This window comes from Tatumella sp. JGM94 (assembly GCF_018257595.1).
GTDB classification, from domain to species: domain Bacteria; phylum Pseudomonadota; class Gammaproteobacteria; order Enterobacterales; family Enterobacteriaceae; genus Tatumella; species Tatumella punctata.
Genome location: NZ_JAERJN010000003.1, coordinates 166231 through 182698, shown reverse-complemented (window position 1 = coordinate 182698; position 16468 = coordinate 166231). Strand labels below are relative to the sequence as shown.

The following is a 16468-nucleotide window of genomic DNA, read 5'->3' as shown; positions in this document are numbered from 1 at the left end:
TATTGGTCATATTTCGTCTGTACACCTTGAATCACCAAGCGTTTTTATTTTTATCCACAGAAAAATTTCCGGTCAGAAAATTCAGCACGATGTTATCTCAGGATCGGATAAAACCTCGCGGCGCAGGTAAAGTATGAAGTTGCAATATCTGCGGGTCAGCTCCATTTTGGACCGGGAGCATGATATGGTGGCTGCCTGTCGTTATCTCCCGTAAGAGGTGGCAAATGTCTGTTCAGGATCCCTGTTCCCCGTTATTACCTGAAGCTGTATGGCCTGTCGCTCACTTTCCCCGGCTTGAAAAATATTTATGTGAAACCGAGGGTATCAGCCCTTATACGCTGATGGAGCGTGCCGGGCAGGCTGCTTTTGCCAGAGCATGTCAGTTATGGCCAGAGGCCAGACACTGGCGGGTCCTGTGCGGTGGCGGTAATAACGGTGGCGATGGCTATATTATCGCCCGGCTGGCAAAACAGGCGGGATATCAGGTAACTCTGGTCGCCTGTGACTGGCAGAATGCGCCGCCGGAAGCTCACCGTGCACGGGAAAAGTGGCTTGAGTGTGGCGGAAAATGCACAGCTGCTGACGGTGAATGGCCCGGTGACGAGGATTTGATCATTGACGGGTTACTGGGAATAGGACTGAACCGGGCACCGCAAGAGCCTTATTGTCAGTTGATCCGTAAAACCTTACAACGATCTTGCCCGGTGCTGGCACTGGATATTCCGTCAGGGCTGATGGCTGATACGGGAGCCGTACCCGGAGAGGCGATCAAAGCGACAGTAACACTGAGTTTTATTGCCTTAAAAGCAGGTTTACTGACCGGTCAAGCCCGGGAATACTGCGGGAAGATCCTTGTGGATCCGCTGGGGCCATCCCTCAGTGAAATATATAGCGAGCCGCCGATCCGTCGTAAAGATACGGCAGATTTATCGGGCTGGATCCTCCCCCGCAATGCAACCGCACATAAAGGGAATAATGGCCGGCTATTACTGGCAGGGGGAGATGAGGGGACCGGCGGTGCTATAAGGCTGGCAGCAGAAGCCGCATTACGCAGTGGTGCCGGGTTGGTACGGGTACTGACCCATCCGCAACATGTGACCGCGTTACTGGCCGCTCGTCCGGAACTTATGGTGGCTGCGGTGTCAGAACAACGATTACAGGAAAGTATCGACTGGGCCGATATAGTGGTGACCGGTCCCGGCCTTGGCCAGAGAGACTGGGGACGCCGAATCCTTGCTCAGGTAAAAAAAAGTAAAAAAGACACACTTTGGGATGCGGATGCCCTTAACCTTCTGGCAATCGACCCCGATACACGTCAGAATCGCATCCTGACCCCTCATCCGGGGGAAGCTGCCAGGTTGTTAGGTACATCGGTTCAGGTTGTGGAGAGTAACCGGCTGCAGGCGGCACATAAGCTGGTACAGCGTTATGGCGGAGTAGTGGTGCTTAAAGGTGCCGGTACTGTGATAGCGTCTGAAAGCGGAGCGACGGTGATTGCTGATGTGGGCAATCCGGGGATGGCTAGCGGAGGAATGGGCGATGTACTGAGCGGTATCATTGCTGCACTTGCCGGACAGAAACTCTCTCTCTATGATGCAGCCTGCGCAGGCGTTGTTGCCCATGGCGGTGCTGCCGATCTTGTTGCCCGTGAGTATGGTATGCGGGGTATGTTAGCCAGCGATTTATTTTATCCGCTCAGGCGATTAGTTAATCCGGAAATGAATCTGAAATAAGAATGAAAACCTCTGTAATCTCTTTACCCGACGAATCAGCTACCCTCCGATTAGGTGCTGCCCTGGCACTTGCCAGCCAGCGTGCCACGGTCATTTACCTGTATGGTGATTTGGGGGCAGGAAAAACCACCTTTAGCCGTGGTTTTATTCAGGCACTTGGGCATCAGGGTAATGTAAAAAGTCCGACTTATACGCTGGTTGAGCCCTATACCCTTGGTGATCGTGCAATATATCATTTCGATTTATACCGGCTGGCTGATCCGGAAGAACTGGAGTTTATGGGGATCCGTGATTATTTTTCCGGGGATGCCATCTGTCTGGTGGAATGGCCGCAGCGCGGAAACGGTTTCTTACCTGACCCTGACCTGACGGTAACGATGAGTTACGTCAGTGATGCCCGTCAGGCAGAAATTGTTGCCGAAAGCCCGTATGGTGAAACGCTGCTGAGCATACTGACCGCGGACGGGAAAGAGATATGACACGGCGGTTTTTTAGCCGTTACCGGCTGTTTCTGTGGATGATATTGCTGCTCCCGGGGCTTTCTGTCGCGGCGAGCTTGTCCAATATTGGTGTCCGGAACGGCGACTCACTGACGACAGTGACCCTGCATTTTAGCGGTAAACCTGCCTATTCATGGTTTTCTCTGCACAATCCTGAACGAGTCGTGATGGATATTCGTCAGACCGGGAAAATTAATGGCCTGCCGCTGAACTTCAGTGGTGAAAATATTGTAAAACGCATTCGTACCAGTCAACCGGCGGATAATCAGAGTTTCCGGCTGGTGTTCGAACTGACTCAGCCGGCCAGCACTGTCACCCGGCTAACACAACAAGGTGATCAGTATCAGGTCATTTTTTCTTTACGCGGGCGACAAACGGCCAAAGCAGCGCCGGTCAGTCCGGTGACCCCGCAGGTGGTGCAGCCACCGGCCAGTCAGGCAGTTGCGACGACGGTGAGTCAACCGCAGCGTAACGAGCAGGTCATCATTGCTATTGATGCAGGCCATGGCGGACAGGACCCGGGCGCTATCGGCCAGAATGGCCTGAAAGAGAAAAATGTCACTATTTCTATTGCCCGTAAATTACAGAAACTGCTGAATGCTAACCGGATGTTCAAGGCCGTTATGACCCGTAACGGGGATTACTACGTATCAGTAATGGGCCGTTCGGAAGTGGCACGTAAAGAAAACGCCAATCTGCTGTTGTCTGTCCATGCGGATTCAGCACCCAGCCATACAGCCAGTGGTGCTTCGGTCTGGGTACTTTCAAACCGGCGGGCAAATTCTGAAATGGCAGGCTGGCTGGAAAAAACAGAGAAGCAATCTGAGTTATTAGGCGGTGCCGGTGATCTGCTGGCAAGCAATAAAGCTGACCCCTATTTTAGCCAGGCAGTACTGGACCTGCAGTTTGGGCACTCGCAGCGGGTAGGGTATGACGTGGCCGTCAAAGTGATTCAGCAACTGCGGGTGGTCACCCCGATGCATAAACGTTTACCAGAGCATGCCAGTCTCGGTGTGTTACGGTCACCGGATATACCGTCGTTACTGGTTGAAACCGGATTCATCAGTAACCGTCAGGAAGAACGTTTACTGGGCAGCAGTGCTTATCAGGATAAAATAGCGAAAGCTATCTATCACGGGCTGTATAACTATTTTAAAACCCATCCGCTGCAAAGTATTCCGCAGAAAGAGAATAAAGCCATTGCGGTGAGTTCCGCGGGAAATCTTAGCAAGGGAACGACACACATCCATATTGTGCAGCGGGGAGAAACCCTGTCAGGGATCGCTCAGCGCTATGGTGTCACCCCGGGTTCACTGGTAGCGCTAAATAAACTGAAAAAAGAAGGCGTCTGGACAGGACAACGTCTGAAGGTCGCTGTGGCCGGAAAAAGTGTGCCGGTAGCCAGAAAAGCGTCGATGATTAAGCATAAGGTCGTCAAAGGTGATTCATTAAGCAGTATTGCTGCGCGCTACGGCGTCAGTGGTAAAACTATTATGCAACAAAATAATATGCGCTCAGAAAATGTAATGCTGGGCCAGACTCTGACTATTTCTCAGCCATAAATTATCCGGAAACGGAGGCTGTTGATAAGCTATTTCTGCGGGGATCGGCTATGGCTATACAGATATTACCACCTCAGCTGGCTAACCAGATAGCTGCCGGAGAGGTGGTAGAGCGTCCGGCATCAGTGGTGAAAGAGCTGGTGGAAAATAGTCTGGATGCCGGGGCGACGAAAATTGATATCGGGATAGAAAAAGGCGGAGCTAAGCGTATTTCTATCCGGGACAATGGCGCGGGTATTGCTAAAGATGAACTGGCGATGGCCCTGGCCCGTCATGCCACCAGTAAGATTACCAGTCTGGATGACCTTGAAGCCATTATGAGTCTCGGCTTCCGAGGAGAGGCGCTGGCCAGTATCAGTTCGGTGTCGCGGCTGATACTGACGTCACGCACCGCAGAGCAGAGCGGCGCATGGCAGGCCTATGCCGAAGGCCGTGATATGGCAGTAACACTGAAACCCGCTGCGCACCCTTGCGGTACTACCCTGGAAGTCTTAGACCTGTTTTATAATACGCCCGCCCGGCGTAAGTTTTTACGTACCGAAAAAACCGAATTTACCCATATCGACGAAATTATTCGCCGGATTGCGCTGGTACGTTTTGACGTGGAACTGTCCCTTAGCCATAACGGTAAAATGGTGCGTCAGTACCGGATTGCCAATGACCAGCGTCAGCGTGAGCGTCGTTTAGGGGCTATTTGCGGGACAACTTTTGTTGAGCATGCCCTGTACCTTGAGTGGCAACATGGTTCGCTGAATCTGAACGGATGGGTGGCTGAACCTCAGGGCGCACGGCAGATCACTGACGTGCAGTATTGTTACGTGAACGGTCGTATGATGCGCGATAAGTTGATCAACCACGCTATCCGCCAGGCATATCAGGACAAGCTGGGGGATGATCAGCAGCCGGCTTATGTGCTTTATTTGCAAATTGATCCCCACCAGGTTGATGTTAATGTACATCCGGCCAAGCATGAAGTGCGTTTTCATCAGTCACGTCTGGTACATGATTTTATTTACCAGGGCGTTCTCAGTGCTTTACAGAGTGCAGCACAACGGGATCCGCTGACAGAGTCGCAACATAATCCCCCTTCAGCCAGCCACACGCCGGAGAATCGTCGTTCTGCCGGAACGAACCGTTTCTCCTCACCACCTGAGACGGAGCGACACCCGGAGAGGGATACCCGCAGCAGTGAACCGCCTGCCCGCCAGAGCCGCAGTGGTGGCAGCACTGCCACCAGCAGGCCTGCGAGGGAAACTTTTTCTGGCGAAGGGTATCAGGCGAAACAGGGAGAGGCCTACCAGCGTATGTTATCGGCTGCTCGTGAGCCGCTGGCGACCGGTATATCAGCTCCCGGGCCAGTAGCCACAGACTCACCACTGGAGGCCCATCAGCAGAGCTTTGGCCGGGTGCTTACGGTGCTGCGCCAGTCGTATGCCGTGACGGAAAACGCTCAGGGCCTGAGGATCATTTCCCTGACAGTCGCAGCACGCTGGCTGATCCGTGCGCAATTACAACCGGACGGGGAGCCGCTGCGTACTCAGCCATTACTGATCCCCGTACGCCTGAAAGCAGGGAAGCAGGAACTCCGGGCCCTGACAACCCACATCGACAGCCTGCAATATCTGGGAATGGATTTTGCGACAGATGCGCAGCATGTGACCTTACGTGGTGTGCCTTTACCATTACGAACACAAAATTTACAAAACTTGATTCCGGAACTGTTAGGCTATCTTGCCCTGCAGTCAGAGGTCGGTGCAGAGCAACTCGCCCAGTGGCTGGCGTCACGTTGCCACACTGTTCACTCGGAATGGAATCACTCACAGGCTATTGCCTTACTGGCAGATCTGGAGAGGCTGACACCGTCGCTGGTTTCAGCACCTCCGGCAGGCTTATTGCAGGCAGTAGATTTAGATAATGTCTTTGAAGCGTTGAAAAATGAGTGAAATAAACCAGGCCAGCCGGCCGAAGGCGATATTTTTAATGGGGCCGACAGCCTCCGGAAAAACGGCACAGGCCATTGCATTGCGCCAGAAGCTGCCGGTGGAAATTATCAGTGTCGATTCTGCGTTGATCTATAAAGGGATGGATATCGGTACCGCAAAACCTTCGGCAGAAGAACTGGCCCTGGCGCCGCACCGGTTGCTGGATATCCGGGATCCTGCTGAAGCATATTCAGCGGCAGATTTCTGTCGTGATGCGCTGAAAGAAATGGATGATATTGTAAGAGACGGGCGTATTCCGTTGCTTGTTGGCGGAACGATGCTCTATTTCAAAGCGTTACTTGAGGGATTGTCACCGTTGCCTGCGGCAAACCCTGAAGTCCGCAAACAGCTGGAAGACAGAGCGAAAAATGAGGGATGGGAGTCCCTGCATCGTGATTTATGTCAGATAGATCCTGAAGCGGGTCTGCGTATTCATCCGAATGATCCGCAGAGACTCTCAAGGGCACTGGAAGTTTTCCTGATTTCGGGTAAAACTTTAACTGAGCTGACAAAAATTTCTGGTGAAACGTTACCCTACGATGTGATGCAGTTCGCTATTGCGCCTGCAACCCGGGAATTATTGCATGAGCGCATTGCGTTACGTTTTCAGCAGATGCTGGCGTCGGGCTTTGAGGCTGAAGCACGGGAATTATTTGCACGAGGTGATCTGCATACGGATATGCCGTCAATTCGCTGTGTGGGCTATCGCCAGATGTGGGCATTTTTATCGGGTGAAACAGATTACGATGAAATGGTTTTTCGCGGAATCTGTGCCACACGACAGCTGGCAAAACGGCAGATGACCTGGTTACGTGGCTGGCAAAATGTTCACTGGCTTGACAGTGATCAACCCGCATTGGCACAAGATGCGATTATGCAGGTAGTTAGTGCTAACATTCGGTGATTGTGTACAATTGATTCGTTACCGTGCGCAAAATTTTTCGCAATTTTTACACTGTTGGTTCTGAAATAATAAACAACAAGCATATAAGGAAAAGATAGAATGGCTAAAGGGCAATCATTACAAGACCCGTTTTTGAACGCGTTGCGTCGCGAACGTGTACCGGTTTCGATTTATCTGGTGAATGGCATTAAATTGCAAGGTCAGATCGAGTCATTTGATCAGTTTGTCATTCTGTTAAAAAATACCGTTAGTCAGATGGTCTATAAGCACGCGATTTCTACCGTGGTGCCTTCTCGTCCTGTGTCTCATCACACCAATGCTCCGGCAGGTGGTAGCAACTATCATAATAACGGGACAGCACCGACACAGTCACAACAAGACGGTGACAGCGCAGAGTAATTAGTCACTCGCATGCCAGGGCTGGCAACAATTTAGTGTTTCCCGTCCTGGTCTTTTTTAAAGAGAGGTTTTCGCTTGTTTGAGCGTTATGATGCCGGCGAGCAGGCCGTACTGGTCCATATCTGGTTTTCACAGGACCGGGACGTGGAGGATTTAGAAGAATTTGAAACACTGGTTTCTTCTTCAGGTGTTGAATCACTCCAGGTCGTGACCGGAAGCCGTAAAGCTCCCCATCCCAAATACTTCGTTGGTGAAGGCAAAGCGGCAGAAATTGCCGAAGCAGTGAAAGCGACCGGTGCGTCGGTAGTACTGTTTGATCATGCACTGTCACCAGCCCAGGAACGTAACCTGGAAAGTTTATGTCAATGCCGGGTGGTCGATCGTACCGGACTTATTCTGGATATCTTTGCACAACGGGCCCGTACTCACGAAGGTAAATTGCAGGTTGAGCTTGCCCAGCTACGTCATCTGGCAACCCGCCTGGTACGGGGCTGGACACACCTTGAACGTCAGAAGGGCGGAATAGGACTGCGTGGCCCGGGGGAAACCCAGCTGGAGACTGACCGTCGTTTACTGCGTAATCGTATCAGCCTGATATTATCGCGCCTGTCACGGGTAGAGAAGCAGCGCGAACAGGGGCGCCAGGCACGTGCAAAAGCTGACGTACCCACGGTTTCGCTGGTGGGATATACCAATGCCGGGAAATCAACACTGTTTAATGCGGTGACTTCCGCAGAGGTGTATGCGGCAGACCAGTTATTTGCCACCCTTGACCCGACACTGCGCCGGTTACAGGTTGCTGATGTCGGTGAAGTTGTGCTGGCCGATACCGTCGGATTTATCCGCCATTTGCCTCATGATTTGGTGGCTGCGTTTAAAGCCACATTACAGGAAACCCGGCAGGCTTCTTTACTGATGCATGTTATTGATGCCGCTGATTTACGGGTCAGCGAAAATATTGATGCGGTCAATGACGTACTGGCCGAAATTGAAGCAGATGAAATTCCGGCATTACTGGTGATGAATAAAATCGATATGCTGGACGATTTTGAGCCGCGTATTGATCGTAATGAAGAGAATATGCCGGTACGGGTGTGGTTATCTGCCCGCAGTGGTGTCGGACTGCCGTTACTCTGGCAGGCCTTGTCTGAACGGCTGGCTGGTGAAATTGCCAGCTATCAGCTGCGACTGCCACCGGAAGCCGGTAAGTTACGCAGCCGCTTCTATCAGCTGCATGCGATAGAAAAAGAGTGGAATGAAGAAGACGGCAGTACCGGAATACAGATCCGTATGCCAATTGTTGACTGGCGGCGCCTGTGCAAGCAGGAGCCCTCAGTCATTGATTATATTGTCTGATTTTTAGCAATACCTGAATAATAGTATCTCAACATCGGATACCACCGCACTTACGTTAAATTATCACCGCACTACTATAAATGGAGTATAAGCATGGCGTGGAATCAGCCCGGTAATAACGGACAGGACCGCGACCCGTGGGGAAGCAGCAATAATAAAGGCGGCAACTCCGGGGGAAATCGTGGGGGTCGTGATCAGGGCCCTCCTGATTTGGACGACATTTTCCGAAAACTCAGCAGTAAACTGGGGAAATTTGGTGGAGGAAAATCAGAAGGCGATGGTCCGTCCACCGGAAAAATTGCAGGCATTGTTGCGGTAGTTGTGGTGGCGGTCTGGGCCGCCAGCGGATTTTACACCATTGGCGAAGCTGAACGCGGGGTCGTCACCCGTTTCGGGCAGTTCAGCCATCTGGTAGGTCCCGGGCTGAACTGGAAACCGACATTTATTGATAATGTCCGTCCGGTCAACGTAGAAGCCGTTCGGGAACTGGCGACCTCCGGAGTAATGCTGACTTCCGATGAAAACGTAGTGCGGGTGGAAATGAACGTTCAGTACCGGGTCACGGATCCCGAACGTTACCTGTATTCGGTAACCAATGCTGATGACAGTCTGCGTCAGGCGACTGACAGTGCATTACGCGGTGTGATTGGTCGTTCAACCATGGATCGTGTGCTGACGGAAGGACGTACTGTCGTGCGTAGCGAAACTCAGCGTGAGATTGAAGATACTATTCGCCCTTACAATATGGGTATCAGTGTGCTGGATGTTAACTTCCAGGCTGCCCGTCCGCCTGAAGAAGTAAAAGCGGCATTTGATGATGCAATCGCTGCGCGTGAAAATCGTGAACAATATGTTCGTGAGGCTGAAGCCTATGCGAATGAAGTACAGCCACGGGCTAACGGCCAGGCTCAGCGTATTCTTGAGGAAGCACGTGCTTATAAAGAACGTACTGTGCTGGAAGCTCAGGGTGAAGTCGCCCGTTTCGCCGAGATTTTACCGGAATATAAAGCCGCGCCACAGATCACCAAAGAACGTTTGTATCTGGACACTATGGAACGGGTTATGTCCCAGACCCGTAAAGTTATCGTCAATGACAAAAGTAATAACCTGATGGTTATGCCGCTGGATCAGCTATTGAAAGGCGGCACTGCTGCAGTGACCCGGGAAAAAGCAGTCGCCCCGATGACACCGCTTAAACCGTCATCGGTTTCCTCTTCTGAAGTCAGCATGCGTCGTAATACCTCAGGCTTTTCGCCGGAAAGTGTTATGGATCAGCGACGGGCGAATGCGCTGCGCAATGATGGCCAGCGTGATGGAGGAGATGAATAATGCGTAAGTCTGTAATTGTAGTGGCTGTGATTGTGGTGGTGTTATTGTTCACCTCAATGTTCGTTATCCCGGAAGGACAACGCGGTATCGTGGTTCGTTTCGGTAAAGTGTTACGTGACAGCGAGAATAAACCGCTGGTGTATACGCCGGGTCTGCATTTCAAAGTGCCTTTCTTTGAGACCGTAAAAACACTGGATGCACGTATCCAGACCATGGATAACCAGGCCGACCGTTTTGTGACCAAAGAGAAAAAAGATCTGATCGTTGATTCATACATTAAATGGCGGATCAGTGATTTCAGTCGTTACTATCTGGCGACTGGTGGCGGAGATATCTCCCAGGCTGAGTTATTACTGAAACGTAAGTTCAGTGACCGTCTGCGTTCTGAAATCGGCCGGCTGGATGTGCGTGATATCGTTACCGATTCACGTGGCCGCCTGACGACGGATGTACGGGATGCCCTGAATACCGGCAGTGCCGGCAGTGACGACGATGTGCAAACCCCGGCCGCAGATGATGCCATTGCCAGCGCGGCGGCAAGGGTAGAGAAGGAGACTCAGGGGAAAGTGGCTGCGGTAAATCCAAACAGTATGGCCGCACTGGGGATTGATGTTGTTGATGTTCGTATCAAACAGATCAACCTGCCTGCTGAAGTGTCAGGGGCTATTTATAATCGTATGCGTGCGGAACGTGAATCTGTTGCCCGTAGTCAGCGTTCTCAGGGACAGGAAGAGGCTGAAAAGCTGCGCGCTCAGGCTGACTATCAGGTCACTAAGACTCTGGCTGAAGCACAACGCCAGGCTCTGATTACCCGTGGTGAAGGGGATGCAGAAGCCGCAAAACTGTTTGCAGATGCTTTCAGTAAAGATCCTGATTTTTATGCCTTTATCAGAAGTCTGACCGCTTATGAAAACAGCTTCCGTGGCAATAAAGACGTGATTGTAATGAGCCCGGACAATGATTTCTTACGTTTTATGAAATCACCGTCAACCGCTGCAAGTCACTGATTTTACTGTTTTACACTGACAGGCCGGCGTTTGCCGGCCTTTTCTATTGGACCGCAAGATGAATACAACAATCTGGATGGCGTTAGCGCTGGTATTGGTTCTGGAAGGCCTCGGGCCGATGCTCTATCCCGGAGGCTGGCGTAAATTTATTGCCGCGATGGTAAAACTGCCTGATAACGTATTACGACGTTTCGGTGGCGGACTGGTGGTCGCGGGAATCGTGATCTATTATATGGTCAGTCGCTGAAGTCTGCGGGTTTTACGATACTGAATAAAATCACCGCAAAAAAAGTACGCAACCGTATGCTAAAAATGCTGAAAGAGACTATTTCAGATGGTAGAATCCTTTTTTAAGCAATCGGTGGTTTTGGAAAATGGGTAAGAACGTCGTCGTACTTGGCACCCAATGGGGTGACGAAGGCAAAGGTAAAATCGTAGATCTTCTGACTGAACGTGCGAAATATGTTGTTCGCTATCAGGGTGGCCACAATGCCGGTCACACACTGGTCATCAACGGTGAAAAAACCGTCCTCCACTTAATTCCATCAGGTATCCTGCGCGATAACGTTACCAGCATTATTGGTAATGGCGTGGTTTTGTCTCCTGAAGCATTGATGAAAGAGATGAAAGGCCTGGAAGATCGCGGTATACCGGTACGCGAACGTCTGCTGTTATCTGAAGCTTGTCCGTTAATTCTGCAATATCATGTGGCGATGGATCTGGCTCGCGAAAAAGCGCGCGGCGATAAAGCCATCGGGACTACCGGACGTGGTATTGGCCCTGCTTATGAAGATAAAGTGGCCCGCCGCGGTTTACGTGTAGGTGACCTGTTTGATAAAGAAACGTTCGCCGTTAAGCTGAAAGAAATTGTTGAATATTACAACTTCCAGCTGGTCCATTATTACAAAGCCGAACCGGTTGAATACCAGAAAGTCCTCGATGATGTTCTGGCGATCGCCGACATTCTGACCGGCATGGTGGTGGACGTTTCTGAATTACTGGATAACGCCCGTAAACGCGGTGATCTGGTTATGTTTGAAGGTGCTCAGGGGACATTGCTGGATATCGATCACGGTACTTATCCGTATGTGACTTCATCGAATACCACCGCCGGGGGTGTTGCGACCGGTTCAGGTCTGGGCCCGCGTTATGTTGATTATGTGCTGGGTATCGTGAAAGCCTATTCAACCCGTGTCGGTGCGGGTCCGTTCCCGACCGAACTGTTTGATGAAACGGGTGAGTTCCTGGGACAGAAAGGTAATGAGTTTGGTGCCACCACCGGCCGCCGTCGTCGTACTGGCTGGCTGGATGCAGTCGCAGTGCGCCGCGCGGTGCAAATCAACTCCCTGTCAGGTTTCTGTCTGACTAAGCTGGATGTACTGGATGGTCTGGAAACCGTTAAGATCTGTGTCGGTTACCGGATGCCGGATGGTCGTGAAGTGACGACGACTCCGCTGGCAGCAGAAGGCTGGGAAGGTATTGAGCCAATTTATGAAACAATGCCTGGCTGGAGCGAAACAACTTTCGGCGTTAAAACACCGGAAGGATTGCCGAAAGCTGCCCATGACTATATTAAACGTATTGAAGAACTGACCGGCGTACCGGTGGATATTATTTCAACCGGTCCTGACCGTAGTGAAACGATGATTTTGCGCGACCCGTTTGATGCTTAATCATACTCAGGCCGGAATTATTCCGGCCTTTGTCTTTCCTGCCAGCGTTTTCCTTTCCTCCTGTTTTCTGATCCGGTTCATTGGTTGTTTAAATAATTCTCCGGCATCCCGAACTCTGGTTTATTATCAATATACAGAGGTTCCTTTTGCTTAATCACTGCGCCATTTTTATCCGGCGAACACGATGAGGAAACAGTGCAGCTAACCAGCTTTACAGATTACGGTCTTCGGGCGTTGATTTTTATGGCAACCTTACCGGAGCAGCAGATGACAAGTATCACTGAAGTGACGGATGTCTATGGCGTTTCGCGACACCATATGGTTAAAATTATTAACCAGTTAAGCCGCGAGGGCTTTGTTCAGACCAGTCGCGGAAAGCATGGTGGTATTCGTCTTGGCATGCCTGCACAAGCGATTAATCTCGGTGAAGTAGTACGAAAGTTAGAACCTTTACAGCTAGTGAATTGTGATGAGTGTGCTATTACCCCGGCCTGCCGCCTGAAAGCAGCGTTACATAGTGCAATGGAACAATTTCTGAAAGAACTGGATAACTATACGCTTGCGGATATCGTTCAAAATAACGACAACTTATATAAAATTTTTATCACGGATGCCGCTGTGGTAAATACACATTCATGACATTGGAGGTACCTGTGTCAAAAGACCCTTTTCAGCAACGGGAAGCGGAAAAATATGATAATCCGATCCCCAGCAGGGAATTTATCCTTGCCCATTTAGATAAACGTGAAAAACCTGCTAACCGTGAAGAACTCGGCCGTGAGCTGGGTATCAGCGGCGAAGAACAGATCGAAGCGTTGCGCCGCCGCCTGAGAGCGATGGAGCGCGACGGACAATTAGTTTTTACCCGTCGTCAGTGCTATGCCTTACCGGAACGGCTGGATTTGCTGCGCGGTAAAGTGATAGGGCACCGTGACGGCTACGGTTTCCTGCGGATAGAAAATTCCAAAGATGACCTGTATCTGTCAGCTGAGCAGATGAAATTCTGTATGCATGGCGACATTATCCTGGCTCAGCCAGGAGGTTCCGACCGTAAAGGCCGGCGTGAAGCCAGGGTGGTGCGGGTGGTTGAACCCCGCAATAACCAGATTGTCGGACGTTACTTTGTCGACGCCGGTGCCGGTTTTGTGGTGCCCGATGATAGCCGTCTGAGTTTTGATATTCTTATTGAACCGGAATTTACCCTGAATGCGCGGATGGGGGCAGTGGTTGTGGTCGAACTTGAAAAACGTCCGACCCGCCGCGCGAAAGCCATTGGCCGGGTGATCGAGATCCTTGGCGATGATATGGGCACCAGCCTGGCCGTGGATATGGCCCTGCGTACCCATGAAATTCCCCACAGCTGGCCGGAAGCCGTTGAGCAGCAAATGGCTGCGCTTAGCGAGCAGGTTCCGGAGCAGGCGAAAGCCGGACGCATCGATTTACGTCACCTGCCGTTAGTCACCATCGATGGCGAAGATGCCCGTGATTTTGATGATGCGGTCTACTGCCAGAAAAAACGGGGTGGCGGCTGGCGGCTGTGGGTTGCGATTGCCGATGTCAGTTACTATGTTCGTCCCGGCAGTGAACTGGACAATGAAGCTCAGCAGCGCGGCACCTCCGTGTATTTCCCTTCACAGGTCGTACCTATGCTGCCGGAAGTCCTGTCTAACGGATTGTGTTCACTGAATCCGCAGGTCGATCGTCTGTGTATGGTGTGTGAAATGACGATTTCTGCGGCCGGTAAACTGAGTGGTTATAAACACTACGAAGCGGTAATGAATTCCCATGCCCGCCTGACCTATAACAAGGTCTGGAATATTCTGCAGGGGGATCAGGAATTGCGTGAACATTACGCACCACTGGTCGGTGACCTGGAAGAACTGCATCGTATGTACCAGGTGCTGGAAACCTCCCGTGCTCAGCGCGGAGGCATTTCTTTCGAAACTGAAGAAGCTAAGTTTATTTTCAATGCGGAACGCCGTATTGAACGGGTTGAGCGTACGGTACGTAATGATGCCCATAAACTTATCGAAGAATGTATGATCCTGGCTAATATTGCCTCAGCACGTTTTGTCGAAAAATACCAGGAACCTGCGTTATTCCGTGACCATGATCGACCTTCAGAAGACAGTATCAAGAGCTTCCGTACGGTCCTTAGTGAGCTGGGCCTGAGCCTGTCAGGGGGGAACAAACCCGCTCCGCTCGATTATTCTGAGTTGCTGGAAAAAATTGCCGACCGGCCGGATGCGGAAATGTTACAGACCATGCTGCTGCGTTCGATGAAGCAGGCGGTTTATGATCCGGAAAACCGGGGGCACTTCGGTCTGGCACTTGCCTCCTATGCGCACTTTACGTCGCCTATCCGTCGCTATCCGGATTTGTTATTGCACCGTGCAATCAAGTATCTGCTGGCGAAAAATGCCGGGGAATTACAAGCAAACAGTACACCGACCGGCGGCTATCACTATGATCTGCAACAGATGCTGCAATTAGGTCAGCACTGTTCAATGACTGAGCGCCGGGCTGATGAAGCGACCCGTGATGTTGCCGACTGGCTGAAATGCGACTTTATGCAGGATCAGGTGGGGAATACCTTTAGCGGTGTGATTTCCAGTGTGACCGGCTTCGGCTTTTTTGTACGCCTCAATGATCTGTTTATCGATGGCCTGGTACACGTTTCGACGCTGGATAATGACTATTACCGTTTTGATGCGGTAGGTCAGCGGTTGATCGGCGAGTCCGGTGCACACACCTACCGGTTGGGTGATATTGTCGAGATCCGGGTCGATGCGGTACATATGGATGAGCGTAAGATTGATTTTGCGCTGATCTCCAGTAAGCGTCAGCCTCGCGGAGCAGGTAAAACCGCCCGTGAGAAAGAAAAACAATCGGCATCTTCTGCCGGTAAGCGTCGCCGCGAAACGGGGTCAGCAAAGAACTTTGAGGCTGACAGCAGCTTCCGCGCGGATAAAAAGAAATCAGGAAAAAAGCGTTCTGCAAAAAAGAAAATTGCGCAGAACAGCAGCCAGCCCGAAACTCCGGCACAACCGGTGAAAAAAGGCAAAAAAGTATCAGAGAAAACACGTAAAATCGCGGCAGCAACTAAAGCGAAACGTGCAGCCAGAAAGGGCAAAGCAGTCGCGAAGAAAGCTGACTGATTCCCTTATTCAGGGCGCTTTCCGTCCCCCGGAAAGCGCCTGTTATTAACGTCCAACCATTGAACTGAGTTATGAGCGAAATTATTTTTGGTATTCATGCCGTAGAGGCCTTACTGGAGCGTGACCCGCAACGTTTTCAGGAAGTATTTATTCTGAAAGGGCGCGATGATCGCCGTCTGCAACCGCTGGTCGCCGCACTGGAAGCTCAGGGGGTTGCTGTTCAGGTAGCGACCCGCCAGTGGTTGGACAGCAAAGCCGAAGGCGCAGTTCACCAGGGGATTATTGCCAGCGTTAAACCCGGCCGTCATTATCAGGAAGGTGATCTGCCTGATTTGCTGGAAAAAACTGAACAGCCTTTCCTGTTGATCCTCGACGGAGTGACGGATCCGCATAACCTGGGCGCATGCCTGCGTAGTGCTGATGCGGCCGGAGTCCATGCGGTCATCGTACCGAAAGACCGTTCTGCTTCACTGAACGCGACCGCCAGGAAAGTCGCCTGTGGTGCTGCCGAATCGGTGCCTTTGATCCGTGTAACTAACCTGGCTCGTACCATGCGTTTGTTGCAGGACTACCATGTGTGGATTGTCGGCACTGCCGGCGAAGCCGACCACAATCTGTACCAGAGTAAAATGACCGGACCTATGGCACTGGTGATGGGAGCAGAAGGTGACGGAATGCGCCGTCTGACCCGTGAACACTGTGATGAACTTATCAGTATTCCTATGTCGGGCAGTGTGTCATCACTGAATGTATCGGTGGCGACAGGAATCTGTCTGTTCGAAGCGGTACGCCAGCGTCAGTCATAACTACAGCTGCTGTGCCGGGAGTGCTCCCGGCGTGGCACAGAATATTGCTTTACTCTGCC

General features: G+C 51.4%; 14 protein-coding genes. All 14 read left to right on the top strand.

What is annotated here, in order from left to right; translation table 11 throughout:
* Positions 1-224 precede the first annotated feature (224 nt).
* The 14 genes from nnr (at position 225) to rlmB (ending at position 16409) form a co-directional block, all read left to right on the top strand.
* Entirely contained in the window at positions 225-1733 is a 1509-nt protein-coding gene (gene nnr / locus JK216_RS03700) for a bifunctional ADP-dependent NAD(P)H-hydrate dehydratase/NAD(P)H-hydrate epimerase (protein ID WP_212707125.1), read from the top strand.
* Positions 1734-1735: 2 nt separating this feature from the next.
* On the top strand, positions 1736-2212 hold the full coding sequence (gene tsaE, locus JK216_RS03695) for a tRNA (adenosine(37)-N6)-threonylcarbamoyltransferase complex ATPase subunit type 1 TsaE (protein ID WP_212707124.1): 477 nt from the start codon (positions 1736-1738) through the stop codon (positions 2210-2212).
* 38 nt (positions 2213-2250) lie between these two features.
* Positions 2251-3795: an N-acetylmuramoyl-L-alanine amidase gene (locus tag JK216_RS03690; RefSeq protein ID WP_249213015.1), complete on the top strand. Its 1545-nt coding sequence runs from the start codon at positions 2251-2253 to the stop codon at positions 3793-3795.
* Positions 3796-3845: 50 nt separating this feature from the next.
* Positions 3846-5738: a DNA mismatch repair endonuclease MutL gene (mutL, locus tag JK216_RS03685; protein ID WP_212711456.1), complete on the top strand. Its 1893-nt coding sequence runs from the start codon at positions 3846-3848 to the stop codon at positions 5736-5738.
* Positions 5731-6681, top strand: coding sequence for a tRNA (adenosine(37)-N6)-dimethylallyltransferase MiaA (miaA, locus tag JK216_RS03680; protein ID WP_212707121.1), 951 nt, complete (start codon positions 5731-5733; stop codon positions 6679-6681). The genes mutL and miaA overlap by 8 nt, the downstream gene beginning before the upstream one ends.
* Positions 6682-6780: 99 nt before the next feature.
* Entirely contained in the window at positions 6781-7080 is a 300-nt protein-coding gene (hfq, locus tag JK216_RS03675; protein ID WP_212707120.1) for an RNA chaperone Hfq, read from the top strand.
* 75 nt (positions 7081-7155) lie between these two features.
* A complete protein-coding gene (gene hflX, locus JK216_RS03670) occupies positions 7156-8436 on the top strand; it encodes a ribosome rescue GTPase HflX (RefSeq protein WP_212707119.1) in 1281 nt (426 codons plus the stop codon).
* Between the two features lie 93 nt (positions 8437-8529).
* On the top strand, positions 8530-9765 hold the full coding sequence (gene hflK / locus JK216_RS03665) for an FtsH protease activity modulator HflK (RefSeq protein ID WP_212707118.1): 1236 nt from the start codon (positions 8530-8532) through the stop codon (positions 9763-9765).
* Positions 9765-10772: a protease modulator HflC gene (hflC, locus tag JK216_RS03660; RefSeq protein WP_212707117.1), complete on the top strand. Its 1008-nt coding sequence runs from the start codon at positions 9765-9767 to the stop codon at positions 10770-10772. Before hflK ends, hflC begins: the two co-directional genes overlap by 1 nt.
* A gap of 58 nt (positions 10773-10830) precedes the next feature.
* Positions 10831-11019 (top strand): DUF2065 domain-containing protein, encoded by a 189-nt coding sequence (locus JK216_RS03655; protein WP_212707116.1) that lies wholly within the window; start codon positions 10831-10833, stop codon positions 11017-11019.
* 127 nt (positions 11020-11146) lie between these two features.
* Positions 11147-12445, top strand: coding sequence for an adenylosuccinate synthase (locus JK216_RS03650; RefSeq protein ID WP_212707115.1), 1299 nt, complete (start codon positions 11147-11149; stop codon positions 12443-12445).
* 195 nt (positions 12446-12640) lie between these two features.
* Positions 12641-13084 carry a nitric oxide-sensing transcriptional repressor NsrR gene (gene nsrR / locus JK216_RS03645; protein WP_212707114.1) on the top strand — a complete coding sequence of 148 codons (444 nt, stop codon included), beginning with the start codon at positions 12641-12643 and terminating at the stop codon, positions 13082-13084.
* A gap of 14 nt (positions 13085-13098) precedes the next feature.
* Positions 13099-15603 (top strand): ribonuclease R, encoded by a 2505-nt coding sequence (gene rnr, locus JK216_RS03640; RefSeq protein WP_212707113.1) that lies wholly within the window; start codon positions 13099-13101, stop codon positions 15601-15603.
* Between the two features lie 71 nt (positions 15604-15674).
* Positions 15675-16409: a 23S rRNA (guanosine(2251)-2'-O)-methyltransferase RlmB gene (rlmB, locus tag JK216_RS03635; protein WP_212707112.1), complete on the top strand. Its 735-nt coding sequence runs from the start codon at positions 15675-15677 to the stop codon at positions 16407-16409.
* The last annotated feature ends 59 nt before the right edge of the window (positions 16410-16468 follow it).